General features: G+C 67.1%; 20 protein-coding genes. 8 read left to right on the forward strand and 12 right to left on the reverse strand.

Features of this window, described 5'->3' with window-relative positions; translation table 11 throughout:
- Window positions 1-9 precede the first annotated feature (9 nt).
- Both WG898_RS06325 and WG898_RS06330 read right to left on the reverse strand, forming a co-directional pair.
- Complete coding sequence (locus WG898_RS06325) at window positions 10-1,584, reverse strand: tetratricopeptide repeat-containing diguanylate cyclase (RefSeq protein WP_339601912.1); 1,575 nt, start codon at window positions 1,582-1,584, stop codon at window positions 10-12.
- Window positions 1,581-2,801, reverse strand: coding sequence for a 6-phosphofructokinase (locus WG898_RS06330; protein WP_339601913.1), 1,221 nt, complete (start codon window positions 2,799-2,801; stop codon window positions 1,581-1,583). The genes WG898_RS06325 and WG898_RS06330 overlap by 4 nt, the downstream gene beginning before the upstream one ends.
- A gap of 199 nt (window positions 2,802-3,000) precedes the next feature.
- On the opposite strand from WG898_RS06330, the gene WG898_RS06335 reads away from it, so the two are divergent.
- Window positions 3,001-3,693, forward strand: coding sequence for a PEP-CTERM sorting domain-containing protein (locus WG898_RS06335; RefSeq protein ID WP_339601914.1), 693 nt, complete (start codon window positions 3,001-3,003; stop codon window positions 3,691-3,693).
- Window positions 3,694-3,744: 51 nt separating this feature from the next.
- Here WG898_RS06335 and WG898_RS06340 read toward each other — a convergent pair whose 3' ends face one another.
- Both WG898_RS06340 and WG898_RS06345 read right to left on the reverse strand, forming a co-directional pair.
- Window positions 3,745-5,619, reverse strand: a complete 1,875-nt coding sequence (locus tag WG898_RS06340) for a glycoside hydrolase family 13 protein (RefSeq protein WP_339601915.1) — start codon at window positions 5,617-5,619, stop codon at window positions 3,745-3,747.
- Window positions 5,616-7,199, reverse strand: coding sequence for an alpha-amylase family glycosyl hydrolase (locus tag WG898_RS06345; protein ID WP_339601916.1), 1,584 nt, complete (start codon window positions 7,197-7,199; stop codon window positions 5,616-5,618). The genes WG898_RS06340 and WG898_RS06345 overlap by 4 nt, the downstream gene beginning before the upstream one ends.
- 177 nt (window positions 7,200-7,376) lie before the next feature.
- Here WG898_RS06345 and WG898_RS06350 point away from each other — a divergent pair, with 177 nt between their 5' ends.
- Both WG898_RS06350 and WG898_RS06355 read left to right on the forward strand, forming a co-directional pair.
- Complete coding sequence (locus tag WG898_RS06350; RefSeq protein ID WP_339601917.1) at window positions 7,377-10,115, forward strand: alpha-1,6-glucosidase domain-containing protein; 2,739 nt, start codon at window positions 7,377-7,379, stop codon at window positions 10,113-10,115.
- 114 nt (window positions 10,116-10,229) lie between these two features.
- Window positions 10,230-11,384 carry a tetratricopeptide repeat protein gene (locus tag WG898_RS06355; RefSeq protein ID WP_339601918.1) on the forward strand — a complete coding sequence of 385 codons (1,155 nt, stop codon included), beginning with the start codon at window positions 10,230-10,232 and terminating at the stop codon, window positions 11,382-11,384.
- Here WG898_RS06355 and WG898_RS06360 read toward each other — a convergent pair whose 3' ends face one another.
- Complete coding sequence (locus WG898_RS06360; RefSeq protein WP_339601919.1) at window positions 11,385-11,717, reverse strand: YkgJ family cysteine cluster protein; 333 nt, start codon at window positions 11,715-11,717, stop codon at window positions 11,385-11,387.
- Window positions 11,714-12,958 (reverse strand): sterol desaturase family protein, encoded by a 1,245-nt coding sequence (locus WG898_RS06365; RefSeq protein WP_339601920.1) that lies wholly within the window; start codon window positions 12,956-12,958, stop codon window positions 11,714-11,716. Before WG898_RS06365 ends, WG898_RS06360 begins: the two co-directional genes overlap by 4 nt.
- 113 nt (window positions 12,959-13,071) lie before the next feature.
- Between WG898_RS06365 and WG898_RS06370 the strand changes: the two genes are divergently transcribed.
- Window positions 13,072-13,755: a cupredoxin domain-containing protein gene (locus tag WG898_RS06370; RefSeq protein ID WP_339601921.1), complete on the forward strand. Its 684-nt coding sequence runs from the start codon at window positions 13,072-13,074 to the stop codon at window positions 13,753-13,755.
- 15 nt (window positions 13,756-13,770) lie between these two features.
- Here the strand turns inward: WG898_RS06370 and prsT are convergent, their stop codons facing one another.
- From prsT to WG898_RS06385, 3 genes are read right to left on the reverse strand one after another with little or no spacing between them, the layout of a single operon-like run.
- A complete protein-coding gene (gene prsT, locus WG898_RS06375) occupies window positions 13,771-16,653 on the reverse strand; it encodes an XrtA/PEP-CTERM system TPR-repeat protein PrsT (protein WP_339601922.1) in 2,883 nt (960 codons plus the stop codon).
- 34 nt (window positions 16,654-16,687) lie between these two features.
- Window positions 16,688-18,154 carry a protein kinase domain-containing protein gene (locus tag WG898_RS06380; RefSeq protein ID WP_339601923.1) on the reverse strand — a complete coding sequence of 489 codons (1,467 nt, stop codon included), beginning with the start codon at window positions 18,152-18,154 and terminating at the stop codon, window positions 16,688-16,690.
- 29 nt (window positions 18,155-18,183) lie between these two features.
- Complete coding sequence (locus WG898_RS06385) at window positions 18,184-18,927, reverse strand: metallophosphoesterase family protein (protein WP_339601924.1); 744 nt, start codon at window positions 18,925-18,927, stop codon at window positions 18,184-18,186.
- A 113-nt stretch (window positions 18,928-19,040) separates the two neighbouring features.
- On the opposite strand from WG898_RS06385, the gene WG898_RS06390 reads away from it, so the two are divergent.
- Window positions 19,041-19,832 (forward strand): substrate-binding periplasmic protein, encoded by a 792-nt coding sequence (locus tag WG898_RS06390; RefSeq protein ID WP_339601925.1) that lies wholly within the window; start codon window positions 19,041-19,043, stop codon window positions 19,830-19,832.
- Between the two features lie 3 nt (window positions 19,833-19,835).
- Here WG898_RS06390 and argF read toward each other — a convergent pair whose 3' ends face one another.
- On the reverse strand, window positions 19,836-20,798 hold the full coding sequence (gene argF, locus WG898_RS06395) for an ornithine carbamoyltransferase (RefSeq protein ID WP_339601926.1): 963 nt from the start codon (window positions 20,796-20,798) through the stop codon (window positions 19,836-19,838).
- The gene (locus tag WG898_RS06400; protein WP_339601927.1) at window positions 20,795-22,006 is read right to left on the reverse strand and encodes an aspartate aminotransferase family protein; all 1,212 of its coding nucleotides are present in this window, start codon (window positions 22,004-22,006) and stop codon (window positions 20,795-20,797) included. Before WG898_RS06400 ends, argF begins: the two co-directional genes overlap by 4 nt.
- 222 nt (window positions 22,007-22,228) lie before the next feature.
- On the opposite strand from WG898_RS06400, the gene WG898_RS06405 reads away from it, so the two are divergent.
- The 3 genes from WG898_RS06405 to WG898_RS06415 all read left to right on the forward strand — a co-directional run bounded on the left by WG898_RS06405 (window position 22,229) and on the right by WG898_RS06415 (window position 24,654).
- Window positions 22,229-22,558 (forward strand): DUF3579 domain-containing protein, encoded by a 330-nt coding sequence (locus WG898_RS06405; protein WP_339601928.1) that lies wholly within the window; start codon window positions 22,229-22,231, stop codon window positions 22,556-22,558.
- Window positions 22,559-22,777: 219 nt separating this feature from the next.
- Window positions 22,778-23,818 (forward strand): M14 family zinc carboxypeptidase, encoded by a 1,041-nt coding sequence (locus tag WG898_RS06410; RefSeq protein ID WP_444718921.1) that lies wholly within the window; start codon window positions 22,778-22,780, stop codon window positions 23,816-23,818.
- A gap of 29 nt (window positions 23,819-23,847) precedes the next feature.
- A complete protein-coding gene (locus WG898_RS06415; RefSeq protein WP_339601930.1) occupies window positions 23,848-24,654 on the forward strand; it encodes an alpha/beta fold hydrolase in 807 nt (268 codons plus the stop codon).
- A gap of 45 nt (window positions 24,655-24,699) precedes the next feature.
- Here the strand turns inward: WG898_RS06415 and rpsT are convergent, their stop codons facing one another.
- Window positions 24,700-24,996: a 30S ribosomal protein S20 gene (rpsT, locus tag WG898_RS06420; protein ID WP_285231624.1), complete on the reverse strand. Its 297-nt coding sequence runs from the start codon at window positions 24,994-24,996 to the stop codon at window positions 24,700-24,702.
- Window positions 24,997-25,037 lie beyond the last annotated feature (41 nt).

The following is a 25,037-nucleotide window of genomic DNA, read 5'->3' on the forward strand; positions in this document are numbered from 1 at the left end:
GCCGCGCGCTCAGCGCGCGCGCTTGGCGCGGTACATGTCGGCGTCGCTGCGCTCCAGCAGCGCTTCCAGGCCCTCGCCAGGGCGCAGCTCGGCCAGGCCCAGGCTGATGCTCAGCTGCAAGCCGGGCGCCAGCCGGCCCCAGTCGTAGGCACGCACGCTGGCCTGCAGGCGCTCGCAAACCTGTTGGGCGCGCCCCAGCCCGGCGTCCACCAGCAGCAGCACGAATTCGTCGCCGGCCAGGCGCGCGGGCAGGTCCAGCTCACGCACATGCTCGCGCAGCAACTGGGCCAGTGCCTTCAGCACCGCGTCGCCGACGCCATGCGAGAAGTTGTCGTTCACCTGCTTGAAATGGTCCACGTCGATCAGCGCCAGGCAGGGCGGCATGCGCTGCTCCTTGAGCAGCAGCAGGCGCAGATGCTGCTCGAAGTGGCGGCGATTGGGCAGGCCGGTGAGCATGTCTCGCATCGCCAGCTGCTCCAGCTGCTGGACATCGCGCCGGTGCTGGCGCAGCTGCAGCTGCCAATCGATCACATGGGCGCGGTTCTGCAGGCTTTGCTTGCGCGTCTCCTGCTCGTGGCGCGAGAGCTCGCGCAACGCCTCCAGAGCCTCGCGGTGGCGGCCCTGCAGTTCGCACAGATAGCTCACCAGGCTCTGCCCCAGCTGTATGAAGCCCTCGTGGCGTGCCTGCTGGCCGCAGGCGCTCATCAGGCGCGCGGCGCCCTCGGCGCCGGCCAGCTCGCCGCGCGCCAGCGCCAGCTCGGCCACGCACCAATGCGCGGCGGCGCTGACCCAGGCCTGGGCGAAGCTGCTTTCGTAGTCGCGCAAGCGGTTCAGCTCGGCCTGGGCCTGTGTGGTGTCGAGCCGCCAGCAATGGTGCAGGGCGCGCGCCAGCGTGGCCTTGACCTGCAGCGCATGCAGGCTGCCCGGCGCCATCGCATTGAGTTCATGCGCCTGGTGCGGGCTGAGGGCGGCATCGTCCAAATGGCGGGCCAGGCGCGGCAGCGCCGTCGGCGTCTGGCCGAGACGGCGCTCGTTGGCATGGTCGGCAATCGCCACCAGGGCCATATTGATGTGCAGCTCGTAGGTGTTGAGCGGCGGCTCGCAGCGGCGCGAGATCGCCACCGCATTCTCGAAGGCGCGCTCGGCCTCGGCATAGTTGCGGCCGCTGTGCGCGGCCACCCCCAGCGCATGGTGGGCCATCACCTGCTCGCGGCCCGGCGGCAGCGCCTCGCTCAGGCGCACTGCCAGCAGGGCACTTTCCACCGCCTCCTCGTAATGGCCCAGGCGGGTGGAGGCGATGGCATGGGTGCACAGCGCGAGCGCCTCGTCGGCGGCGAGGTCGCAGCGTTCAAACAGCAATGCGGCGCGCTGCGCCAGTTCATGTGCCTGGCGGTAGCCGCCCAGCAGGCGCAGCTGGCAGCTCGACAGGCACAGCATCGCCTGTGCCTGGGTCTCGATGTCGCCGCTTTCCTGCCCCAGCGACAGCGCCTGCTCGGCCAGCTGCACCGCCTGCGCGGCCTGGCCGATATTGGCCAGGGCTTCGGCCCTGGCCAGCAGTTCGGAGCACAGGCCCCTGGACTTCATTCCGGCCGCTGCAGGCGCTTGGCCACCGGGTTGGGGCGCAGGCGGTAGGCGTCGGGCATGCCCGATCCCAGCAGCGGGCGCAGATAGAGGCGGAAGGCGTCGGTGATGTCGGTGCCGCAGGGGCTGATGAACTCGTCTTCCATCACGCGCGTCTTGCCGGCCACCGCCTGCAGCGGCAGCAGCTCGTAATCGGCCGAGTAATAGCCGTTGCGTTTGATCGCCACCGAACCGTCGCGGTCGCCCCAGATCGCGTACTGCACCGCCTTCTCGCCGACCTCGCGCGCCTCGCGCTGGTCCACATCCGAGACGCAGCCGACGAAGCTGCGCTGCAGGTAGCCGAAGGTGTCTCCGCGCACGCGCTTGATGCCGAGCTTGCTCTTGATCTCCTCGCACAGCAGGTCGGCCAGCGCGCCGCTGCCCGAGAGCTGCACATTGCCATGCGCATCGTGCTCCAGGTCCTTCACCAACTGCGCCGCGATCGGCTGTCCGCTGGCGTCGTGTATGCCCTCGGAGACGGCGATCACGCAGCGGCCGTGGCGCGCATGGGCGGCCTTCACGTCGGCCAGAAACTTCTCCAGCTCGAACACGCGCTCGGGCAGGTAGATCAGGTGCGGGCCGTCGTCGGGGAACTTCTTGCCCAGGGCGGCGGCGGCGGTCAGGAAGCCCGCGTGCCGGCCCATCACCACGCCCACATAGACGCCGGGCAGGGCGGCGTTGTCGAGGTTGGCGCCGGCAAAGGCCTGGGCCACGAAGCGTGCCGCCGAGGGAAAGCCGGGCGTGTGGTCGTTGCCGACCAGGTCGTTGTCTATGGTCTTGGGGATGTGGATGCAGCGCAGCGGGTAGCCGGCCTTTTTGGCCTCCTCGCTGACGATGCGCACCGTGTCGGAGGAGTCGTTGCCGCCGATGTAGAAGAAATGCTCGATCTCATGCGCCTGCAGCACCTTGAAGATCTGCTGGCAATAGGCGAGGTCGGGCTTGTCGCGGGTGGAGCCCAGCGCCGAGGCCGGCGTGCCGGCCACCAGCTCCAGGTTGTGGCTGGTCTCCTGCGTCAGGTCGACAAAGTCCTCGTTGATGATGCCGCGCACGCCTTGGCGGGCGCCATAGACCAGGCTCACGCTCTTGTGGCGGCGCGCCTCCAGCACCACGCCCACCAGCGACTGGTTGATCACCGCGGTGGGGCCACCGCCCTGCGCGACAAGGATTTTTCCGCTGCCCATGTTCAAGCTCCCGATTCCATAAGGTGGGTGCATTGCATCACAGGCGCGGCGGGGTGGACATGGGACGCGCCCGCGGCGGCGCGCCCGCAGCGCCGCATTTGCAACTTGGGGGTGTACAAGCGGTGCGCGTTCCGTCAGGCTTTGCCGGCTTGGCACGCGGCCGCGTGCCGCCACCTGATTCGCCTGGAGAGGAGAAGTCATGCAATTGAAGTCCCGGCTGTTTTCCGCCATCGGGCTGGCGGCTGCGCTTTTTGCCGGTGGCGCGGGTGCCGCAACGATTGACTACGGTGCCTTCCGGCTCGATTACGACAGCGGCACGGTGTTCGGCTCGCCGAGCTTCAGCTTCAGCGCCGGCGGTGGCGTGACCGGCTTTGGCTGGAATGTGCCGACCGCTGTTCAAGTGGTCAGCGAGGGTACGCCGGCCGAGGCGGTTTTTGAGCTGCCATCCTTCACGCTGAGCGCCAATCCCGGCTGGACCTTGAGTGGCCCGCTCACTTCTTTTCTGGGCAATCTGGTATTCAGTGAGTTCAAGGGCAGCACCTCGGCCTCGGTGAGCGGCGTGGTCATGCTGGACGGCAATGCCATGTCGATCAATCCAAGCTTGACCCGCACGGTGACCAACAGTTCCGGCAATTTCAGTACCGGCTACTACGCGACCGCTAGCAGCCAGCCCGTCGGCGCTTTCAGCAGCTTCAGCTTCAGTGGCGGCAGCCTGACGCTGTCGGCGACCTCGGGGCCAAACTCCTTTGCCTCGATCACGGCGCAGCCGCAAAACGAGCTCAAGGTTGGCCTGGTGGCCAATCCCGTGCCCGAGCCCGCGAGCTATGCGCTGATGCTGGCGGGACTGGCGGTACTGGGCGCGCTGGTGCAGCGCCGCGCTCGCAAGACCTGACCCCGCGCTGCCAACGGCATGCCAAGAGGCCCGCAAGGGCCTCTTGCTCGTTCAGGGCGCGCGCGGGCCTATCTCCAGCACCTGGGCCGAGCGCGCCGGTAGGCTGAGGATGCTGCCCAAGGGAAAGGTCTGGCCGCTGATGACGTCGGTGACCTGCGCCCCGGGCTGGCATTGCTCGGCAAAGCGCGCCAGCTCAAGCCGGGTTTCGCTGGCGTTCTTGTTCAGCACCACCATCACCCGCTGCCGCTTGTCGGCTCGGAAATAGACATATACGCCGTCCAGCGGGTTGTAATGTGTCAGCGAACCCTGGTGCACCGCGCTGGCGCTCTTGCGCCAATTCAGCAGCTTGCGCAGCCAGACCTGGAATTCGCGCTGTGCGGGGGTCAGGCCTTCGGCGGTAAAGCCGTTGCTGGTATCGCCGGCCCAGCCGCCGGGGAAGTCGCTGCGCACCACGCCGTCATCGCGCTGCAGCGGGCTTTTCATCAACAGCTCGGTGCCGTAGAAGAACTGCGGCGTGCGCCGGGTGGTGGCGATCACGGCGGCGGCCATGCGCATCAGGGCCTCGTCTTCGCCTAGCGCCGAGAAGATGCGGTTGGTGTCGTGGTTGCCCTCGAACAGCACCATGCGAGCGGGATCGGGGTAGAGGGCGTCGTTCATCATGGCCTCGTAGAGCTTGCCCAGCCCCACGCCATAGCCGCGCCCCTCGGGCTCGCTGAGCGCGTCGCGCAGGCGGCCATGCAGCGGGAAGTCCATCATGCTGGGCATGGCCGAGACATAGCCGTCGGCATTGCGCCGGCCCTTGAGCCAATACGCCACCATCAGCGGGTTGTCGCTCATTTCCTCGCCCACCATGGTGAGGGCGGGATACTCGGCCATGATGGCGGCCGACCAGCGCGCCAGGAAGGCCTTGTCCGAATAGGGATAGGTGTCGACGCGCAGGCCGCTCAGCCCCGCATACTCGATCCACCAGATGGCGTTCTGCACCAGATAGGTGGCCAGCAGCGGCTGGCGCTGGTTCAGGTCGGGCATGCTGGGCACGAACCAGCCGTCCTGGAAGTGGCGGCGGTCGCTGGTGGCCGCATAGGGGTCCTGCACCGTGCTGTGGCGGTGGTTGGTTTCCAGATAGGGCTGGCCGGGGTTGACCCAGTCGCGACTGGGCGGGTCCTGCATCCACCAATGGCCCGAGCCGATATGGTTGGGCACGATGTCCTGGATGAAGCCCAGGCCCAGGGCCTTGGCGCGCGCCACCAACTGCCGGTAGTCCTCGTTGCTGCCGAAGCGCGGATCGATCTTGTAGAGGTCGGTGGGCGAATAGCCGTGGTAGGAGTACTCAGGCTGCTTGTTCTCCAGCAGCGGCGTGGGCCAGACCTGGGTGAAGCCCATCGCGGCGATGTAGTCCAGATGCTGGGCCAGGCCGGCCAGGTCGCCGCCATGGCGGGCGCCGGGCTTGTTGCGGTCGAGGCGGTCGCCCAGCGCGTCCATCTGGTCGTTGCGCGGCTCGCCATTGGCGAAGCGGTCGGGCACGATCAGGTAGATCGCGTCGCGTGGGCCGAAGCCCTGGCGCCGTGCCGAGCCGGGCGTGCGTGCCCACAGCGGGTAGGCCGGGCTCAGCACCGCCTTGCCGGCGCGCTGCAGTTCCAGCTGCAGGCTGCCGGGGCGGGCGCCGGGCTGGATCTCCAGGTCCAGGAACAGGTAGTTGGGGCTGTCGCTGCGCTGGCTGCCCAGCATGCGCACGCCGGCATAGGGGCGCAGCCGCGGCTTCAGCTCGGCAATGCCCTGGCCGTGCAACATCAGCTGCAGGCGCTTTTGCTTCATGCCCACCCACCAGTTGGCGGGTTCGATGCGCTCGAGTTGCTGGCCGCTAGCCTGGCCCATGGCCAGGCACAGCAGGGCGGCGGCGAGCAGATTGGCTCTCTGGAGGTTCATTTTGCGCGGCTGCTGGAGAAGACTTGAACGGATTGCGGCGGCAACTCGAAGCGTCGCCCTTGCTGGGCGCGCGTAGCTGCGGTCGGATACTGGCGCGTCAGGCCGCCGGGCTGCGGCCCCAGCTCGATCTGCCGCGCCTGCTCGCCATAGTTGATCAGCACCAGGCTCAAGCGGCCGCCGAGGCGGCGCTCGAAGCCCAGCACCTGGCCATCGGCAAAGGCTAGCCGGTAGCTGCCGCGCGTCAGTTCGGGCCGGCCATTGCGCAGCCTCAGCATGGCCTTGTAGAAGTTCAGGATCGAGTTCGGATCGGCTTGCTGCTGCTGGGCATTGTGGCTGGCGGCGTTGGGCGAGGCCGGGCGGAAGGGCGTCTCGCTGCGGCTGAAGCCGCTGGCATCCGCGCTCCAGCTCATCGGGCTGCGCAGCGGCTCGTCACCCGCCAGCCCTGGTACGCCCGCCATGCCCACCTCCTCGCCGTAGTAAATGAAGGGCGTGCCTGGCAGCAGCAGGTAGGTGGCCGCCGCCAGCTTGTACTGCGCCTCGTTGCCGCCGAACTGGTCCCAGGCGCGCGCGCCGGCAAAGATGTCGTGGTTGGAGAGCATGGTTGCCATGTCCAGCGGTGCGCTCTCGAAGTATTGCCCGACCGCCTTGATCGCCTCGGCATCGCCCTTGGCGGCCTTGACGATCTTGCCCTCCAGGCCGAAGGCGAAGGCGCTGCCGCAAATCGACGGCGCGGCGTAGACCTTGGGCTCGGCGGTGGCTTCGCACACCACATGGCGGCGCGCATAGCTGCGTATCAGGCGGCTGAAGTCGCCGGTCAGGCGGCGACTCTCGGGTTGGTCGTTCCAGTCCCGGGCGTTGTTCTCGATCAGATGCGGTACGGCGTCGAGGCGGTAGCCGTCGAGCCCGCGGTTGAGCCAGAAGCGCAGGCTGTCGCCGTGGTAGGCCACGACCGCCGGGTTGCGCAGATTGAAGTCCGGCATATGGGGCCCGAAGGTGCCGAAGTAGTGGCTACCGCCTTCCGCGTACCAGGGGTTTTGGCCCCAGATGTCCCAGTCCTTCAGATCCTCGCTCGGCTCGCGCCAGACGAACCAGTCGCGGTAGGGGCTCGCCTTGCTGGCGCGCGCCTCGGCGAACAAGGGATGGGCCTGGGCACTGTGGTTGAGGATGTAGTCGATGATCACGCCGATGCCGCGCGCATGCGCCTGCTTGATCAACTCGTCGAAGTCCGCCAGGCTGCCGTAGGCGGGTTCGATGCTGCGGAAGTCGGTGGTGGCATAGCCATGGTCGTGGTCGGCGCTGCTGAAGATGGGCATCAACCAAATGCCCTTGATGCCCAGCTCCTTCAGATAGTCCAGTCGCTGCGTCAGGCCGCGCAGATCGCCTATGCCGTCGCCGTCGCTGTCGTGGTAGCCGCGCACAAAGATCTCCATGAAGGCGCCATGGGCCCAGCCGGGCCGCAGGGGGCTGGCGCTGGGGCGCTGCGGTACCGGACTCAGGTCCACCGGCGCGGCATGGGCTGTTGCGGCTGCCAGAGCCAGGCCCAGGGACAGAAGTTTCAGAGGCGCGCATTGCTTCATCATGTTGACCTGGAGAATGTAGTAAAAATACTTTTCATTGAATGTGCCGTTCAGATTCAAGCATGCCATTCATCGTGGTGTTTCGTGTTGGTGAATTCATCGCTTATGAAATGTGTGTAGTTTTGCTACTATGTTTTTGGTGGCGTGAACGGCTGAGAGGGCGAGGAGATGCGACGCAACATGATGGTGAAGCAATGGGCGGCCGTCCAGATCGGCTTGTGCCTGGGCGTCGCGAGCATGGCGGGTGGCGTGCGGGCCGAGACCGCCGCGGCTGCCTGCGATGCGCCGGCCGACCAGCTCTTGCAGGCCGCGCCCGCCATCGAGGCCAGGGCGCATTGGCTGGATGCGCGGCAGATCGCCTGGCCCGGCATGGCAGTGGCTGGCAGCTACAAGCTCTACCACTCGGCAGCCGGGCGCCTGACGCTGGCGCAGGGGAGGGTGAGCGGAGCCGACGGCGTGCTGAGCCTGCAAGCGCAAGGCCTGACCTCGGCTGAACTGGCGGGCACGCCGCGCCAGCATCTGGGCGCCGGTGCGCGCCTGAGCCTGCCCGCCGGCATGCCGCGCGAGACGCTGCAGGAGCTGCTGAGGCAACAGTTGCTGCTGGTCCACGAGCCTGCCGATGGTGCCGCGCCGCAGGCCACCGGCCTGCAACTGGCCGGCGCGCTGGACGATCTGTATGCCGCTGCCGCCCAACTGCCCGACCTGGGCGTGAGTCTGCCAACGGGTGCCGGCACGCGCTTCAAGCTCTGGGCGCCGACCGCGCAGGCGGTGTCGGTCTGCATCTACCCGCGCGCGCAGGGCCGGGCCAGCCGGCTGCTGCCGCTGAGCCTGGATGCCGCCACCGGCGCCTGGAGCGGCGGCCCGGCGCAGCGCCTGGACGGGCAGTATTACCGTTATCTGCTGCAGGTCTTTGTGCCCGGCGTGGGCCTGGTGCGCAACCTCGTCACCGATCCCTATGCGCTCAGCCTGAGCGCCGACTCGCAGCGCAGCTATATAGCCGACCTGGCTGCCGCGCGTCTGCAGCCGCCCGGCTGGGCCGCCAGCCGCATTCCGGCCGGCGTCGAGGCGCCCACCGACATGGCGATCTACGAGTTGCATGTGCGCGATTTCTCCATTGGCGACGACAGCGTGCCCGCGGCGCATCGTGGCAAATACCTGGCCTTCACCGATAGCGGCTCGCGCGGCATGCGCCATCTGCGCGCGCTGCGCCGGGCCGGCATCACCGACGTGCACCTGCTGCCGGTGTTTGACATCGCCAGCATCCCCGAGCGCGGCTGCCTGCGGCCCAAGGTGCCCAAGGCCGCGCCCGACAGCGAGCGCCAGCAGGCCGCCGTGATGGCGCTGGCGGGGCGCGATTGCTACAACTGGGGCTACGACCCCTGGCACTACAACGCCCCCGAGGGCAGCTATGCCAGCGATGCCGAGGATGGCGCGCGCCGCGTGCTGGAGTTCCGCCGCATGGTGATGGGGCTGCACCAGGCCGGGCTGCGGGTGGGCATGGACGTGGTCTACAACCACAGCGCCGCATCGGGCCAGGCGGCGCAGTCGGTGCTGGATCGCATCGTGCCCGGCTACTACCAGCGCCTGGATGCGGCCGGACGGGTCGAGCGCTCGACCTGCTGCGACAACACCGCCACCGAGCACCTGATGATGGGCAAGCTGCTGCTGGATTCGGTGCTGCTATGGGCGCGCGAGTACAAGATCGCCTCCTTCCGCTTTGACCTGATGGGCCACCAGCCGCGTGCCCTGATGGAGCAGCTGCAGGCGCGCCTGCGGCGCGAGCTGGGCCGTGAGGTGCAGCTGATCGGCGAGGGCTGGAATTTCGGTGAGGTCGCCAACGGTGCACGCTTTGTGCAGGCCTCGCAGCTCTCGCTCAACGGCAGCGGCATCGGTACCTTCAGCGACCGCGCGCGCGACGCCATCCGCGGCGGCAGCGCCGCCGACAGCGGCGAGGCCTTGCGATCCCGCCAGGGCTATGTCAACGGGCTGGTCTACGACCCAAACGGCCATGGTCAGCATGACCCCGAGGAGTTGCTGCGGGCTGCCGATCTGGTGCGGGTGGGCCTGGCCGGCTCGCTGCGCGAGTTCGAGCTCGAGACCTGGACCGGCGAGCGCAAAAGGCTGGACCAGATCGACTATGCCGGCCAGCCCGCCGGCTATGCCTCGCAGCCCGCCGAGGTGGTGAACTACGTGGACAACCACGACAACCAGACCCTGTTCGACATCAACGTCTGGCGCCTGCCGCGTGCCACCAGCGCGGCCGAGCGCGCGCGCGTGCAGGTGCTGGCCGCGGCGCTCAACAGTTTCAGCCAGGGCGTGGCCTATTTCCATGCGGGGCTGGAGCTGCTGCGCTCCAAGTCGCTGGACCGCAACAGCTATGAATCGGGCGACTGGTTCAACCGGCTCGACTGGAGCCTCAAGACCAACTTCTTCGGCAGCGGACTGCCGCCCCAGGCCGACAACGGCGCCGACTTCACGCTGATGCGGCCCCTGCTGGCCGATCCGGCCATCAAGCCGGGGCCCGTCGAGATCGCCTGGACGAATGCCGCGCTGGCCGACCTGCTGCGCATCCGCGCCAGCAGCACGCTGTTCCGTCTGCGCAGTGCGGCGGAGGTGCGGCAGCGTCTGCAGTTCCTCAACACCGGCCCGAGCCAGAACCCGGTCGTGATCGCGGCCAAGCTGGATGGGCGAGGCCATGCAGGCGCCGGCTGGCGTGCGCTGCTGTACTTCGTCAACGTCGACAAGCAGGCGCATGAGCTGGTGCTGCCGAGCGAGGCAGGCCAGGCCTATCGCCTGCATCCGGTGCAGGCCGGCGCCGCTGCTGCGGACCGGCGCGTGGCAACCGGGGCTGCCTATGCGCCGGCGCAGGGGCGCTTCAGCCTGCCGGCGCGCAGCGCCGTCGTCTTCGTGCTGGACTGATCTCCGTCCCGCAAACACGTCGTTCGTCAGCCCGGCGGGGGCGCTCGTCGCCTCGTCGCACCGATGGTCCCGAATCGCACTAGCATAGGGTCGATTGCCTGCCGGAGGGCCGCCATGAAGACGCTGATCTCGCTCCTGCTCGCCTGTGCCGTCGCCGCCTGCGCAACGGCGCCGCAGCCGACCATCGCGACCGAGACTTTGTTGCGCGACGCGGCCTTTGCGCCCAGCACCGAGACCATAGACGCCGGCCAGGTGATGGCGCTGAGCGACGAGATGCGCGGCTATCTGAGGCGAGAGCTCGGCGCGCAACTGCGCAGCAGCGGCACCCGGCAGGGCCTGCTGGATGCGCTCTATGCCAAGAGCCAGCTCAAGCTCGAGTACGACACCGCGATGACGCGCACGGCGGCGCAGGCCTTCGAGGCACGCGCCGGCAACTGCCTGTCGCTGACGCTGATGACGGCCGCCTTTGCCAAGGAGCTGGGCCTGCCTGTGCATTACCAGAACGTGCTGGTGGACGAGCTCTGGAGCCGGGTAGGCAATCTGCAGTTTGTCTCCGGCCATGTGAATTTGCGACTGGGCCGGCGCCCAAGCGACTTCAGGATTCTCGGCGATGAGGCCGAGAACCTGATCGTGGATTTCATGCCCGGTGCGCAGATCCGCAGCCAGCGCAGCCTCGACATCAGCGAGTCAACCATCGTCGCCATGTATATGAACAACCGCGCCGCCGAGTCGCTCAGCGAGGGCAAGGTGGACCAGGCCTATTGGTGGGCGCGTGCCGCGGTTTTGCACGAGCCACGCTATCTGGGCGGCATCAACACCCTGGGCGTGATCTACCGCCGCCATGGCGAGCTCGATGCCGCGGCGCGTGCTTTCCGAGAGGTGCTGCAGCGCGAGCCTGCCAACACGCCGGCGCTGGCCAATCTGGTGGTGGTGCTGCGCGAAACCGGCCAGACCGAAGAGGCCGATCGCTTGAACCTGCGCCTGGCCGAGATCCAGCCCTATCCCCCCTTCATGTTCTACGATCAGGGTCGAGATGCCATGCGCGTGGGCGACTTCGAGCGCGCGCGCAATCTCTTCCGTCGGGAGATCTCACGCAACGCCTATTTCCATGAGCTGCACTTCTGGCTCGCGCTGGCCAACTATGCGCTGGGTGACATGGCTGAGGTGCGGCGCGAGCTGACCCTGGCCAAGGACAACAGCACCACCTCGCGCGACCGCGAGCTCTACAGCGCCAAGCTCGACAGCCTGCGTGTCAAGCGCAGCTATTGATCAGAGCGGCGCCAGGCCATGGCGCGCGCGGGCGCGCGTGCAGGCTTCGTCGCCCAGGCCCAGCGGCGCGCGCAGCCCGAACTCGCGGCAGGGCGCTGGCCGCCATTCGTAGATGCCGCAACTGGCTTGCACGCCCACCTGGCCCACCAGGGCGGCGCAACGCGGTTGTACATGATCGGTGCCGCGCATGCGGCAGCTGCTGCGGGTGAGTTCCACGGTCAGGCCGTCGGGCACTTGGCCGCCCTCGCTGAGCAGTTCGGCACGCGCGAAGTCGACGCGAAAGCTCGCGCAGCAGGCGCCGCAGCGGGTGCAGGGGTTGTCGGCCGCGCTCATGGCGCAGCCCCGGCGGCCACCGGGCGGCGCAGCAGCACCGCCAGCAGCGGCACACTGAGCGCATAGGCCGCCACGCCGGTGGCCCAAAAGGCCTGCATCGCCGCTGAGGGCGCAGCCTGCAACAGCCAGGCGCAGGCCAGCGCGCTGGTGATCAGGCGCAGCATTTCGCCAGCGCGCCTGGTCTGCGGGTCCTCCAGCAGCTGGGTCAGCAGCACCAGGCTAGCGGCAAGCCCGAGCGCCAGGGGCAGGGCGGTGAACAGCGCCAGGCCCGGCGCCTGCGCCAGGAACAGCACGCCCAGGCCCAGTTGGATGAACAGGTGCAGTAGACCGTAGGCGGGCAGGCCCGCAGGCAGCGGCGGTGCGTAGCGCTGGAACTGCCGCAGGTCCGCTATCGGCTTGGGCGCCAGCCGCTCGAGATCCGCCGGGCGCCAACCCGGATGCCGGAACCAGAGCGCGAGCTTGTCGCCCCAGCGCGCGGTCATGCGCATATCGCGCCAGCGCTCGGCATAGACATGCAGATTGGCCGAGAGCGGGTTCCAGTGCCGCAGCTGACCCAGCACGCCGTAGACGATGGGCTCGTCCGGGCGCTCCTCGACGAAGCTGCCGAACAGGCGGTCCCACAGGATCAGGATGCCGCCGTAGTTGCGATCCAGGCAATAGGCGTTCTGGCCATGGTGGACGCGGTGGTTGGAGGGCGAGACGAAGACCCGGTCGAACCAGCCCAACCGACCCACCAGCCGCGTATGCACCCAGAACTGGTAGAGCAGATCGATCAGCGCTACCGCGCCGAACACCAGCGGCGGCACGCCCAGCACGGCCAGCGGCAGGTAGAAGATCCAGCCGAACAGAAAGCCGGTGCCGGTCTGGCGCAGCGCGGTGCTGAGGTTGTATTCCTCCGAGCTGTGATGCACCGCATGCGCGGCCCATAGCAGGGCCACCTCATGGCCGAGGCGGTGATGCCAGTAGTAGCAGAGGTCGTACAGCAACAGCGCCAACGGCCAGACCCACAGCGCGTCGGTGCGCAGCGGCAGCAGCGCCAGTTGCTGCCAGGCGAGCGTGTAAATGCCCAACGTGAAGGTCTTGCTGAACACCTCGATGAGCTGACTGGTGATGCCGGCCGCGAGGCTGGAGACGGTGTCGGCTGCGCGATAGATGGCCTGGCCGCGCCAGCGCCCCCAGGCGAATTCCAGTCCGATCATCAGGACGAACACGGGAGCGGCATAGACGATGGGGTTGAGCATGGGCAGACGCCGTCGTGAGGAGTGCGAGCGCTATTGTCCCGGCCCGTGCCGCCTACCGCACGCAGGAATGCGACACTTGCCAAACCCCCGCATCATGCGCAGAGGAGGCCTCGATGTCGCATCACGTATTCCCGCCGTCCGCCGTCCTTGCTGCGGCGTTGCTGGGCGCATCGACGCGCCTTTGTGCCGCCGACCTGAGCTTGCAGGTGCTGGACCGCAGCGGCAAACCGCTGCCCGATGCGGTGGTGCTGCTGGATAGCAGCCAGCAGGGGGCGCGCCCGGTGGCCAGGGCCGAATACCTGATCGCGCAGGAAAAAATGAAGTTCGTGCCGGCGCTGTCGGTGGTGCCGGTGGGCGCCAAGGTGGTGTTCAGCAACCTGGATCGCTGGGACCACCATGTGCGCGGCGGCCAGATGGGGCCGGGCGGCGTCTATCTGGACCCCAGCCAGGGCTTTGCGCTGCGCCTGGCCGGCCGGGTGGAGGGCAAGGCCCCCAGCAGTGCCAGCCAGACCTTTGTCCAGCCAGGACCGCAGCTGTTGGGCTGCCATCTGCATGGCTCGATGCGCGGCCATGTCTATGTCAGCGATTCGCCCTGGGCGGCGGTGAGTGACGCCGAGGGCAGGCTGAGTTTCAGCGGCCTGCCCGAGGGAGCCGCCCGGCTGCGGATCTGGCACCCGGATCAGTTGCTGGATGGCCAGGCGCAGAACATCCAGCTCGGTGCCGGAAGCAATAGCCTGAGCCTGCCAACCCAGATTGCACCGCGCCGCGCCGCGGCCGCACCCAGCGCCCAGCCCTAGTGACGCGGCGCCGGCTCAGCCCAGCTCGGCCAGCAGCTTGGTGACCTCGGCCTTCTCCGGATAGTTCTTCTTGCCTTGCTTGTCGAGGTTCTTCAACTCGGTGATCGCTGAGGTCTTGTCGCCCGACAAGACATGCAGCTTTGCCAGGTTAAGGCGGTAGGCGTTCGATGCTGGGGCCATCTCCACCACCTGCTTCTGGATTTCCAGCGCCCTGGCGACTTGCTTGTTCGCGCCCAGCACGGTGGCCAAGGTGTCCATCAGGGCCGGCTGGCCGGGCGCGGCCTTGGTGGCCTTCTCGGCCGCGACCAGGGCGGGCGCGAGCTTACCCTGCTTGAAATAGGTCCAAGCCAGGTTGTTGAGGGCGATCGGGTAGTCCGGGCGCAGGCTCAGCAATTGCTCAAGGCGCTTCTCGGCGCTGGCGTAGTCCTGCCGCGCCAGCGCCTGGTCGCTCAGATAGAGCAGGAACAAGGCGTCCTTGGGATGATCCTTGGTCCAGCTGTCGACGAACTTGGCGGCCTCAGCATCCTTCTTGGCCCTGGTCAGCACGAAGTGGTACTGGGCCGGCGCTTGCGCCGGATTGGACTTGCCAAGGGCATTGCGGAAAGCCGCGGCGGCTTGCTCAAGACGGTTCTGGGTTTGCTCGATTTCGCCTTCCAGCATGAAGCCCAGCGCCTGGTTGGGGAATTTCTGCTGCACACGCCGGGCGACCTTCAACGCGTCATCGAAGCGCTGCTGGCGCAGTGCCAACATGATGGCGGCACGCTGGGTCTGCAAGGCGTCGGGAGCCAGATCCAAGGCGCGTTTCACCGACCTTGCCGCGCCGTCCAGATCCTTGCTGGCGAGCTGGGTGTCGGCCAGGCCCAGCAGGGCGCTCACCGAGCGCGGTTGCACCGAGATGAGCTTGTTGAAGGTGGCGAGCGCCTGGTTGGCATCGCCGGCGTTCAGCTGCGCGCGCCCGAGGCGCTCCTGCAACTCCGGGTTGTCGGGCAGGGCCGCCGTGGCGGCCTGGGCGGCCAGCAGCGCTTCCTGCGCCTCCTCATGGGCCAGATGGTGCTCGATCAAGGTGCGGCGCGCATTCGGGTCCGAGGGATTGGCCTTCACCGCGTTGCGCAGCATTTCGGCCACTTCCTTGGGCGAACCGCCGGAGCGCATACGCAACTCCGCCAACGCAACCATGGCACGGCTGCTCTTGGGGTCGGCCTTGACGACGGCCTCAAGCCGTGCCTTGGCGACGTCAGGCTTGCCTTCCAAGAAGTCGAGCGCGGCCAGGCTGGCGATGGCCGGGAAGAAGTCTGCGCGCGCGGCCAGCGCCGCCTCGAAGGCCTTGCGTGCCGCGGCATTGTCCTTGCGCAGCAACAGCACCTGGCCGCGCAGATTGGCAGCGATCGATTTGTCCGCCTGCTTGCGCTCCATCGCATCGATGGCGGTCAGCGCCTTGTCCAGATCGCGCCGGCGCACATGGGCGCTGATCAGTGCCATGTCGGCCGATACGCCGGTATCGCTGGCGGCGATGCTGCGCAGATCGCTGAAGCCGGCGTCGGTCTTGCCTTGCGCGATCTGGGACATTGCCAGCGCCGTACGCGCCTTGGCGCTGTCGGGCTTGCTCTGCACCGCCTTGGCAAAGTAGGTTTCGGCATTCTTCAGGTCGCCGATGGCCAGGTAGGCCTGGCCCGCCAGGGTCAGCGATTCGGCATCCGCATGGCCGCTTTCGAGCACCGGGCGCAGCGCGTTGATGGCCTTGTCGGGTTGGTTGGACATCATGTTGGCGCGTGCCAGCAAGCGGCGTGCACCCAGGTCATTGGGCATGGCCTGGACGGCGCGCATCAGCAGGGTTTCGGCCGGGGCGCTCGCGCCCAGTTGCAACTCGACGGCTCCGGCCAGCAGCAGCATGCGCGGATGGTCGGGCATGCCACGCAAGCCCTTTTGCAGCAGCGCCTGCGCCTCCTTGTACTGGCCCTTGCCCAACATCATCTGGGCTTCGAACACCAGCGTGTCCGGATGGCGCGGCAGTGCCTTGCGCATGGCTTCCAACTGCTTGTTGGCGGCGTCCACATCGTTGGCCGCCAGGTGCATGGTCATCAGCGCGCTGTGGGCGCGTGCCAGGTCGCCGCGCAGCGCCAAGGCCTTCTCGAAGGCGGTGCGTGCAGCGGCGCGGTCATCCTTGGCCATCAGCAGGTCGCCGCGCAACATGAAGGCCTGGGCATTGCCGGGTTCGCGGGCGGTCAGATCATCCATCAGCTTGAGCGCTTCATCGAGCTCGCCGCCGCCCGCCTTCAGCCGGGCCTGCAAAATCATGGCCGCGCCATAACCGGGCACGAGCTTGAGCGCCTCGTCCACCGCCGCCTGGGCCCGCTCGCGCGCACCCAGTCCCGCGTGGGCCGCGGCAATGCTGGTCTTGAAGTCGGCCATGGCCTTGGGTTCGTTGAAGGAAAGCAGGCCAAACTCGTCCACCAGCTTGCGGCTCTCGCCCTGGGCCAGCAGGGCGCGCGCCAGCTCGGGCATCACCTGCTCGTCGGCCACTTTCAGGCGGCGCGCCTGGCGCAATTCGATTTCAGCCCCGGCCGCATCGCCCTGGCCCAGCAAGGCCTTGCCCAGCAGCAGGCGCGCCTCCGCCGACTCGGCATTCTTCTGCAGGACGTTCTTCAGCTGGATGGTGGCGGCGCTGTAGTTCTCCAGGCTCAAATACTCTTTGGCCGCGGTGATCAATTCCGCCTCAGTCTTTCCGCCGCAGGCAGACAACATGATCAGGGCGGCGAGCGACAGGCTCGCGAGACCTAGCTTGGACCGGTGGCTGGATTTCTTACTCAAGACTTCCCCTTGTGTGTTGGGGCCGCAGCGCTGGCGGCCTAGCTGCGCGCGAGTATGGCCGAGGCCATGCGACCCAACAAGCGAGCACAAACCAGCAGCGTGACTAAATGCGGAGGAGGGGTGCTCAGGCGCTGGCCACTTCGCGCACCACGGTGACGGTGCAATCCGATTCCGCCACCACCTGGGCCGAGACGCTGCCCAGATAGCGCCGCAGCGCCGAGTTGCCGCGCGCGCCCATCACCACATGATCGACGCGGTTCTTGGCGGCAAATTCGATGATGGCATTGGCCGCGTCCGGCGCTTCCAGTACATGGAAGGTGAGCCGACCATCCTCGAGCTTGAGCGCGCGGGTGACAGGTCTTGCCCAATGCTTGAGGGCGATCAATTGCTTGACATGCAGGCTCTTGCCGTCCTTGTCGGTCAGCTCGTCCATGCCGATACGGGCGGTCTTCATCACGCTGACGCAGGCCAGGCGGGCGCCAGGCTCGGTCTGCACAATGCGGCGCACCGTCTCGCGCAATTGCTCTAGCAGGCCCGGGGTGGCATGGTCGATGTCCACCGCGGCCATGATGATGGGGCTGCGCGCCACCTGCTCGGTGACCGTGGCCTGGGCCGTGGGTTCGGAGCCGAGCGCGAAGAACCAGCGCTTGAGGGTCTTGATGGTGCCGCTGGTGTGCAGGCGTGCGGCGCGCTTGCTGAGGGTGATGCCCTCGGGGCGCTGCAGGTCCAGCGCCAGCTGGGCGGCGCTCTGGTAGCGCCGCTCCGGCTTGACCTCTAGGCAGCGCAGCACCACCTCCTGGAACCAGGGCGGGATGCTCGCGTCGATGGCGCGCGGCGGCACCGGGTCCACGTAGAGGCGGCGGCGCAGGCCGCGCACCGAGGCGGGCTGGCCGAAGGGACGCTCGCCGGTGGCAAAGTGGTAGAGCATCACGCCCAGGGCGAACAGATCGCTGCGCGGATCATTGCGCACGAACTGCACCTGCTCGGGCGACATATAGGGCCCGGTGCCCATGGGCAGCGAGAACTCCTCCTCCAGCAGATCGGGCAGCTGATCGTGACGCGACAGCCCGAAGTCCACCAGCACCGCCTCGCCGCTGGGGCGCAGCATGATGTTGCTGGGCTTGATGTCCAGATGCACCACATGCTGGCGATGCAGATCATGCAGGGCGGTGGCCACGCGCGAGCCGATCTCGATCACCTCGTCCAAGGGCAGCGGCGCCTCGTCCAGGCGCGGACGCAGCGACTGGCCGGCGATCTGCTCCATCACGATATAGGCTTGGCGGGTCCAGTCGCCGCGCGCCACGAAACGCGGCACATGGGGGCCCTTGAGTGCCGGCATCAGCATCTGCTCGACCTCGAAGCCGACGATGGTGGCGGGGTCCTCGCCGCCCTTGATGCGGGGCACCTTCATGATGAGCGGGAAGTCCTCGCCTGGCACCGGCTCCAGTCGCGTGACACGCCATAGATTGGCCATGCCGCCCTGGTGCAGACGCTCTTCCAGCCGGAAACCGTCCAGCACCAGGCCGGGCTCTAGGCTGGCGATCGGCAGGGGGGCGGGGACGCTGGCGGGACCGCTGGACTGGTCTGGCATGGATTCCTCGATCAAAAGGCCTATGGGCGCTAGTCGCCGGTGAGCAGGCGCTGCGCCAGGCGTTCGGGCAGGCCGGCGGCACGGATGCGTGCGGCGGCACCATCATGGTCGTAGGGCACGCGCTGGAAGCTCAGCTCGTGACTCACGGTGTCGAACAGGGCGTAGCAGGCGGCCGGATTACCGTCGCGCGGCTGGCCGCAGGAGCCGGGGATGGCCAACCACTGGCGGTTGGGCAGCAGCGGTATCGACATGCCAGGCACTGGTTTGAAGTCGCCCGCCTTGCCGGTCCCGGAGAGGTGGTAGAGCATGGGCTCGTGCATATGGCCGCAAAAGGTGTAGCGGCATTCGGTGGCATGCAGACTGCGCATTGCCTCCAGGCGCCCCTGGATGTACTCCCAGGCGCGCGGGTCGTAGGCATTGGCATGCACATAGAGCCGGTCTTGCTGGGTCTGGCTGATCGGCAGTGCGGCCAGAAAGGCGAGTTGCTCGGCATTCAGCTGGGCACGCGTCCATTGCACGGCTGCGCGGGCATCGTCGCGCATGCTGGGCAGCGGGCCTTCCAGCACGGCGGCGTCATGGTTGCCCATCACCGCGACGGCACCGGCCGCGACCATTTGGCGCACGCGATCCACCACCCAGGCAGGATCGCCGCCATAGCCCACGAAGTCGCCCAACAGGGCATATTGGCCGGCATGCTGCGACTCGGCATGGTCGAGCACCGCGCTAAAGGCTTCGCGATTGGCGTGCAGATCGGTGATCAGGGCGATTTTCATGACCCGCATAGCTTGCCATGTTTGACTGACGGCTGGCTGATCCTTGCCGCCTGCGGCTTCGGTTATCCTGCACCGAACAGGACGGCAGTACAGACATGTGGCGCGCATTTGGATTGACAGCACTTTTCGCGCTCGCACAAGGCGCCAGCGTGGCCAGCCTGGCCGCCTGCAGTCGCGTGATCGAGGCGCCGCTGGCCCCGGTGGGACTGAGCGTCACGCTGGATGGCGTTCAGCCAGGGGGCGTTTATCCCGAGTTGCTGCGCGGTTTTGCCAAGGAAGGCTGCGAGTTCGCCTTCAGGGCGGTGCCAAGGGCGCGCCAGGAGGCCATGTTCGAGTCCGGCAAGGCGGACCTGCTGATACCGGCGAGCCGGTCTTCCCGGCGCGACCAGTTTGGCCTGTTCGTGCCCTTGATCATTGCGCGCGCGACGCTGATTTCCCTGCGCAGCGATCGCCCTGCCATCGCCAGCCTGGATGAACTGCTGGAGCGCAAGGAACTGCGCGTAGCCCTGGTGCGAGGCTTCGACTATGGCGATGCCTACCGTTCCCTGCTGTCAGAGCTGCGCGAGCAGCGCAGGCTGGCGCTGGAGGTGGATGCGCTGGCGGTGGCGCGCTCGCTCAGCAGCGGCATGTCGGACCTGACCATCATGGCACCTTCGATTCTGGTGGGTGCGATCTCGACCGAGCCGCGCTACCAGGCCATGCTGGAGCGGCTGCGCTATGAACCGGTGGACGAACTGCCCTGGGCCGACAGTGGCGCATATCTGTCGCGGTCAAGCCTGAGCGAGGGCGATCGGGAGACGCTGCGCGAACTGCTGGAGCGCAGCGCCAGGTCGGGGGAGGTCTGGAAGGCGTTCCAGCGCAACTACCCCGCTGGCAGCCTGAACGGCAGCATCCGCCCCCGTTGAGCCTTAGCCGATGCGGCCGAGCAAAAGGTACTCCATGAGTGCCTTTTGCACGTGCATTCTGTTTTCCGCCTCGTCCCAGACCACGGACTGCGGACCGTCGATCACGTCTGCCGTCACTTCTTCGCCGCGATGCGCCGGCAGGCAGTGCATAAAGAGCGCGTCCGGCTTGGCCTGGGCCATCATGTCGGCGTCCACGCACCAGTCCGCGAAGGCGCTGCGGCGTGCCTCGTTCTCGGCCTCGTAACCCATGCTGGTCCAGACGTCGGTGGTCACCAGGTCGGCGCCGCGGCAGGCCTCATTGGGGTCCTTGAAGACCTTGTAGCAGGCGCGGTTCTGGATGCCGGCCACCGCCGGGTCCACCTCGTAGCCGCTGGGGGTGCTGACATGCACGGTGAAGCCGAGGATCTCGGCCGCCTGCAGCCAGGTGTTGGCCATGTTGTTGCCGTCGCCCACCCAAGCCACCACGCGGCCCTTCAGGCAGTCCATGTCGATGGCACCACGGCGGTCCATGCCGCGCGCCTCGATGAAGGTGAATAGGTCGGCCAGGATCTGGCAGGGGTGGTACTCGTTGGTCAGGCCGTTGATGACCGGCACGCGCGAATGCGCCGCGAAGCGCTCGATCTTGGTCTGCTCGAAGGTGCGGATCATGACGATGTCGACCATGCGGCTGATCACGCGTGCGCTGTCCTCGATCGGCTCGGCCCGGCCCAATTGGCTGTCCCCGGTGGTGAGGTGCACCACCGAGCCGCCCATCTGGTACATGCCGGCCTCGAAGCTCACGCGCGTACGCGTGCTGGCCTTCTCGAAGATCATCGCCAGGGTGCGGTCGGAGAGCGGCTGGTACTGCTCGTAGTTCTTGAAACGCCGCTTGATGATGGCGGCGCGCTCGAACAGATAGGCGTACTCCTCGGCGCGGAAGTCGCGGAATTGCAGGTAATGGCGCATCAGGCTGTTCCCCGGCTTCATGCTGGCACCGCCAGAAATTCCTTGATCAGCGGCACCAGGATGGTGGCAATCTGAGTGGCCTCGTCGCTGCTCAGGATCAGTGCAGGCACCAGGCGCACCACGCGGTCGGCGGTGACGCTGATCATCAGCCCGGCCTCGGCCGCCTTGGCCAGCAGCGCGCCGGCCGGGCGGTCGAGCTCGATGCCCAGCATCAGCCCCTGGCCGCGGATCTCCACCACGCCGGCCACGCCGGCCAGGCCCTGCGCCAGGCTAGCCTTGAGTTCGGCACCGACCTTGGCAGCGTTGGCCAACAGGCCTTCCTCTTCCATCAGGCGCAGCGTCTCGACGCCGGCGCGCATCGCCAGCGGATTGCCGCCAAAGGTGGTGCCATGGTTGCCGGGCTGCATCACCTTGGCGGCGCGCGGGCCGCACACCACCGCGCCGACGGGCACGCCGCTGCCCAAGCCCTTGGCCAGGGGCATCACATCCGGCTGGATGCCAGCCCATTGGTGGGCAAACCACTTGCCGGTGCGGCCGATGCCGCATTGCACCTCGTCCAGCATCAGCAGGATGTCGCGCGCGTCGCAGACGCGGCGCAGCGCTTGCAGGAACTCGATGCGCGCCGGATTCACGCCGCCTTCGCCCTGGATGGTCTCCAGGAAGATGCCGGTGATGTTGGGATGGGCATCCAATGCCGCCTCGACGGCGCCGATGTCGTTCAAGGGCACGCGCACAAAGCCCGGCACCAGCGGGCCGAAGCCGGCATGGATCTTGGGATTGGCGGTGGCTGAGAGCGTCGCGATGGAGCGGCCATGAAAGGCGCCCTCGAACACCAGCAGCTCGGGGTTGTGGTTGCCGCGGTCGTGGCCGAACTTGCGCGCGATCTTCAGCGCGGCTTCGTTCGCTTCCAGGCCGGAATTGCAGAAGAACACATTCGTCAGGCCGGAGAGCTCGCAGAGCTTGGCGGCCAGTTGTTCCTGCAGCGGCACATGGTAGTAGTTGCTGGTGTGGATCAGCGTGGCAATCTGTTGCTGCAGCGCCGGCACCAGCTTGGGATGGGCATGCCCCAGGGTGTTGACCGCAATACCGCCCAGCCCGTCCAGGTATCGTCGGCCGTCCACGTCCCAGACCCAGCAACCCTGGCCATGCGACAGCGCGATCGGCAGTCGGCCATAGGTTTGCATCACATGCGGTTCGGACGGGGGCACGGACGATACGGCGGCGTTCATCAAGTCTCCATGAAAGGGGAGGGAAGGTGACACCCGGCGCCAGCCGGGAGCGATCGATTCTAAGTGTGCGCCGCAGCAAACCCGGGTTTGCGCGTACAAAGCCGCAGCAGCGCGCTGGAAAGTTCGAGGCGTGCGATGCCACGTGCTGCGGCGCAACACATCCAGGGCACAATAGCGCTTTCGCCGCGGCCGCTTGAACGCCGCGGTTGCCGCTTTCACGTTATGAGCCAGCCCCCCAAACCGCGCGAAGTCTTCATCCAGGGTGTGACCCTGGAGGGACGCACCTTCCGGCCGAGCGACTGGGCCGAGCGGCTCGCAGGGGCGATGTCCTGCTTCCGCCCGGGCGGGGCCAAGGGCCGCATCGGCGCCCATATCGGCTACTCGCCCTACTGCGTGCCGCGCGTCATCAACGGGGTGAAGTGCGTGATCGTCAACGAAGAGTTGAAGAATGTCGAGCCCATGGCCTGGGACTTCGTAATGAACTTCGCCCGCGACAACCACCTGCAGGTGGCCGAGGCCTGCCTGCTGCCCGAGCGTGGCGCTCGCGACTGATTCAGCCGCGCCAACGCGCCCGCAGCAGGGCGTACAACTCCAGCAGTCCAGCGCAGAACGCGAGCGCAAGAGCCAGGTGTGCCTTGTTCGTGGCGGTGCGTTCGTCCATGCGCTGCAGCGTAAGTGTCAACGGTGACGACAGTGTGAATGTCCGGGTGAGCCAGTCGGCTCATGGCGCCGGCTGAAGCGCTTGGCTATGCTCCATCGCTTTGCATGCTCATGGACAGAGACGGCAAGTCCGTGCCGGTGGCATCGGCGCTGGCGTGGGTGGAGGAGTTGCGGCAATTGGCAGCGGCAGGCGCGCCGCATGTCGAGTTGCGTCATTTGGGTGATGTGGGTGCGGGCGCACAGCGCTGGCCATTGTTGGCATTGATGCTGGGAAGCCGCGCTCCGGATGCGCCGGCAATCGGCTATTTCGGGGGGGTGCACGGGCTGGAACGCATCGGCACCGAGGTGGTGATGGCCTATCTGCGCAGTTTGTTGGTGCGTTTGCGCTGGGACGCGCTGCTGCACCAGCAACTAGCGGGGCTGCGCATGGTCTTCATGCCGCTGGTGAATCCGGGCGGCCTGGAGCGTGGCACCCGGGCCAATCCGCAAGGTGTGGACTTGATGCGCAACGCGCCGGTCGAGGCGCTCGGGCCAGTGCCGTGGCTGGTGGCCGGGCAGCGCCTCAGTGCCAGCCTGCCCTGGTATCGGGGGGCGCTCGGTGCATCAATGGCGCCGGAGAGCCTGGCCCTGTGCGCGCTGGTGCGCGAGGAGTTGCTGACGCATGAGGTGGCCATCACGGTGGATTGCCATTCCGGCTTCGGCCTGCGTGATCGCATCTGGTTTCCGTTTGCGCACACGGCCAAGCCGATCGAGCATCTGCCGGAAATACATGCCCTGTGCGAGATCATGGATCAAACCCATGCCCAGCATCGTTACCTGTTCGAGCCCCAGAGTCGCCAATATCTGACGCATGGTGATCTCTGGGACTATCTGTATCTGCAGTCCCGCGCTGAGCCGGGGCGGATGCTGCTACCCTTGACCCTGGAAATGGGCTCATGGATCTGGGTCAAGAAGAATCCTCGGCAGCTATTCTCGCGCTTGGGCATCTTCAATCCGCAGATCCAGCATCGGCGGCAGCGTGTCTTGCGTCGCCATGTGGCCTGGCTGGATTTCATGTCCCGCGCTGCCAGCAGCGCCGGGCGGTGGTTGCCCAGCGGCGATCAGCGGCGCGCGCACTACGACTTGGCGGTGCAGCGTTGGTATCGTCGCTGAGGTTGGCGTGAAGCTGTACAGAGGTAGGGATGACCCGGGCAATTACCTGGATTCTGTTGCGAGGTTTGACCCGGGAGAGCGGGCATTGGGGACGCTTCCCTGGAGTGCTCGCTGCCGAGTTGCAGAGACAGCAACCCGGGGCGCAGCTTGAGCTGCTTGATCTGCCCGGCAATGGCAGCCTGCATCGCCAGACCAGCCCCAGCAATGTGGCGGACATGGTCGAAGCCTGTCGCGACGAGATGCTCAGGCGCGGCCTGCCGCCGCCTTACCACCTGCTTGCGATGTCCCTGGGCGCCATGGTGGTCAGCGAGTGGATGCGCTGCTACCCGGACGAGGTGTCGGGCGCGGTCCTGATCAACACCAGCTTGCGACCCTTCAGTCCCTTTTTCAGGCGTTTACGCCCCAGCAACTACTGGCCACTGCTGTTGCTGAGCATGTTCAGGCTCAGCCTGCGTCGGCGTGAGGCCAAGGTGTTGGCGCTGACCACGCGCCTGCTTGAAAGGCCCGAAGCCGTGCTCGACAACTGGGTCGAACTGCAGCGCAACCATCCGGTGGGGCGGCGCAATGCGCTTCGCCAGCTATTGGCGGCCGTGCGTTACCGGGCCAGTTACGCGCGTCCGCGTGCGCCCACCTTGTTGTTGTGCAGCAAGGGCGATGAGTTGGTGGACTGGCATTGCTCGCAGGCTATCAGCCGTGCCTGGGGCGTTCCGCTACGCCTACATGCCAACGCGGGACACGACCTGCCGCTGGATGATGGCGACTGGGTCGCGCGTTCGGTGGCCGATTGGTTGCGCGCCCAGCAGGTGCTGGCGCCCGTGGGCGCGATGCACAAGTAAAAAGGTCCGCCGAAGCGGACCTTTTGCTTTGCACCAGGCTGGCTATTAGGCGGCCAGGGCCTTGATCTTGGCCGACAGGCGGCTCTTGTGACGGGCAGCCTTGTTCTTGTGGAAGATGCCCTTGTCAGCGACCGAGTCGATCACTTGCTGGGCGGTCTTGAACAATTCAGCAGCCTTGGTCTTGTCGCCAGCGACCACGGCCTTTTGCACGTTCTTCACGACCGTGCGGAATTTGGAACGCAGCGCCGTGTTGGCTGCGTTGAGCTTGACGTCCTGGCGGGCGCGCTTGCGGCCCGATGCCAAACGGACGGTTTTCTTCTTGGCTTTGGAAGAGCTTGCCATGTTATAGGTCTACCAGTTGGTGCAAAGACCGCGAGTGTAGC

Origin of the sequence: Paucibacter soli (assembly GCF_037482845.1) — a bacterium.
In the GTDB taxonomy this organism is placed as follows: domain Bacteria; phylum Pseudomonadota; class Gammaproteobacteria; order Burkholderiales; family Burkholderiaceae_C; genus Paucibacter_B; species Paucibacter_B soli.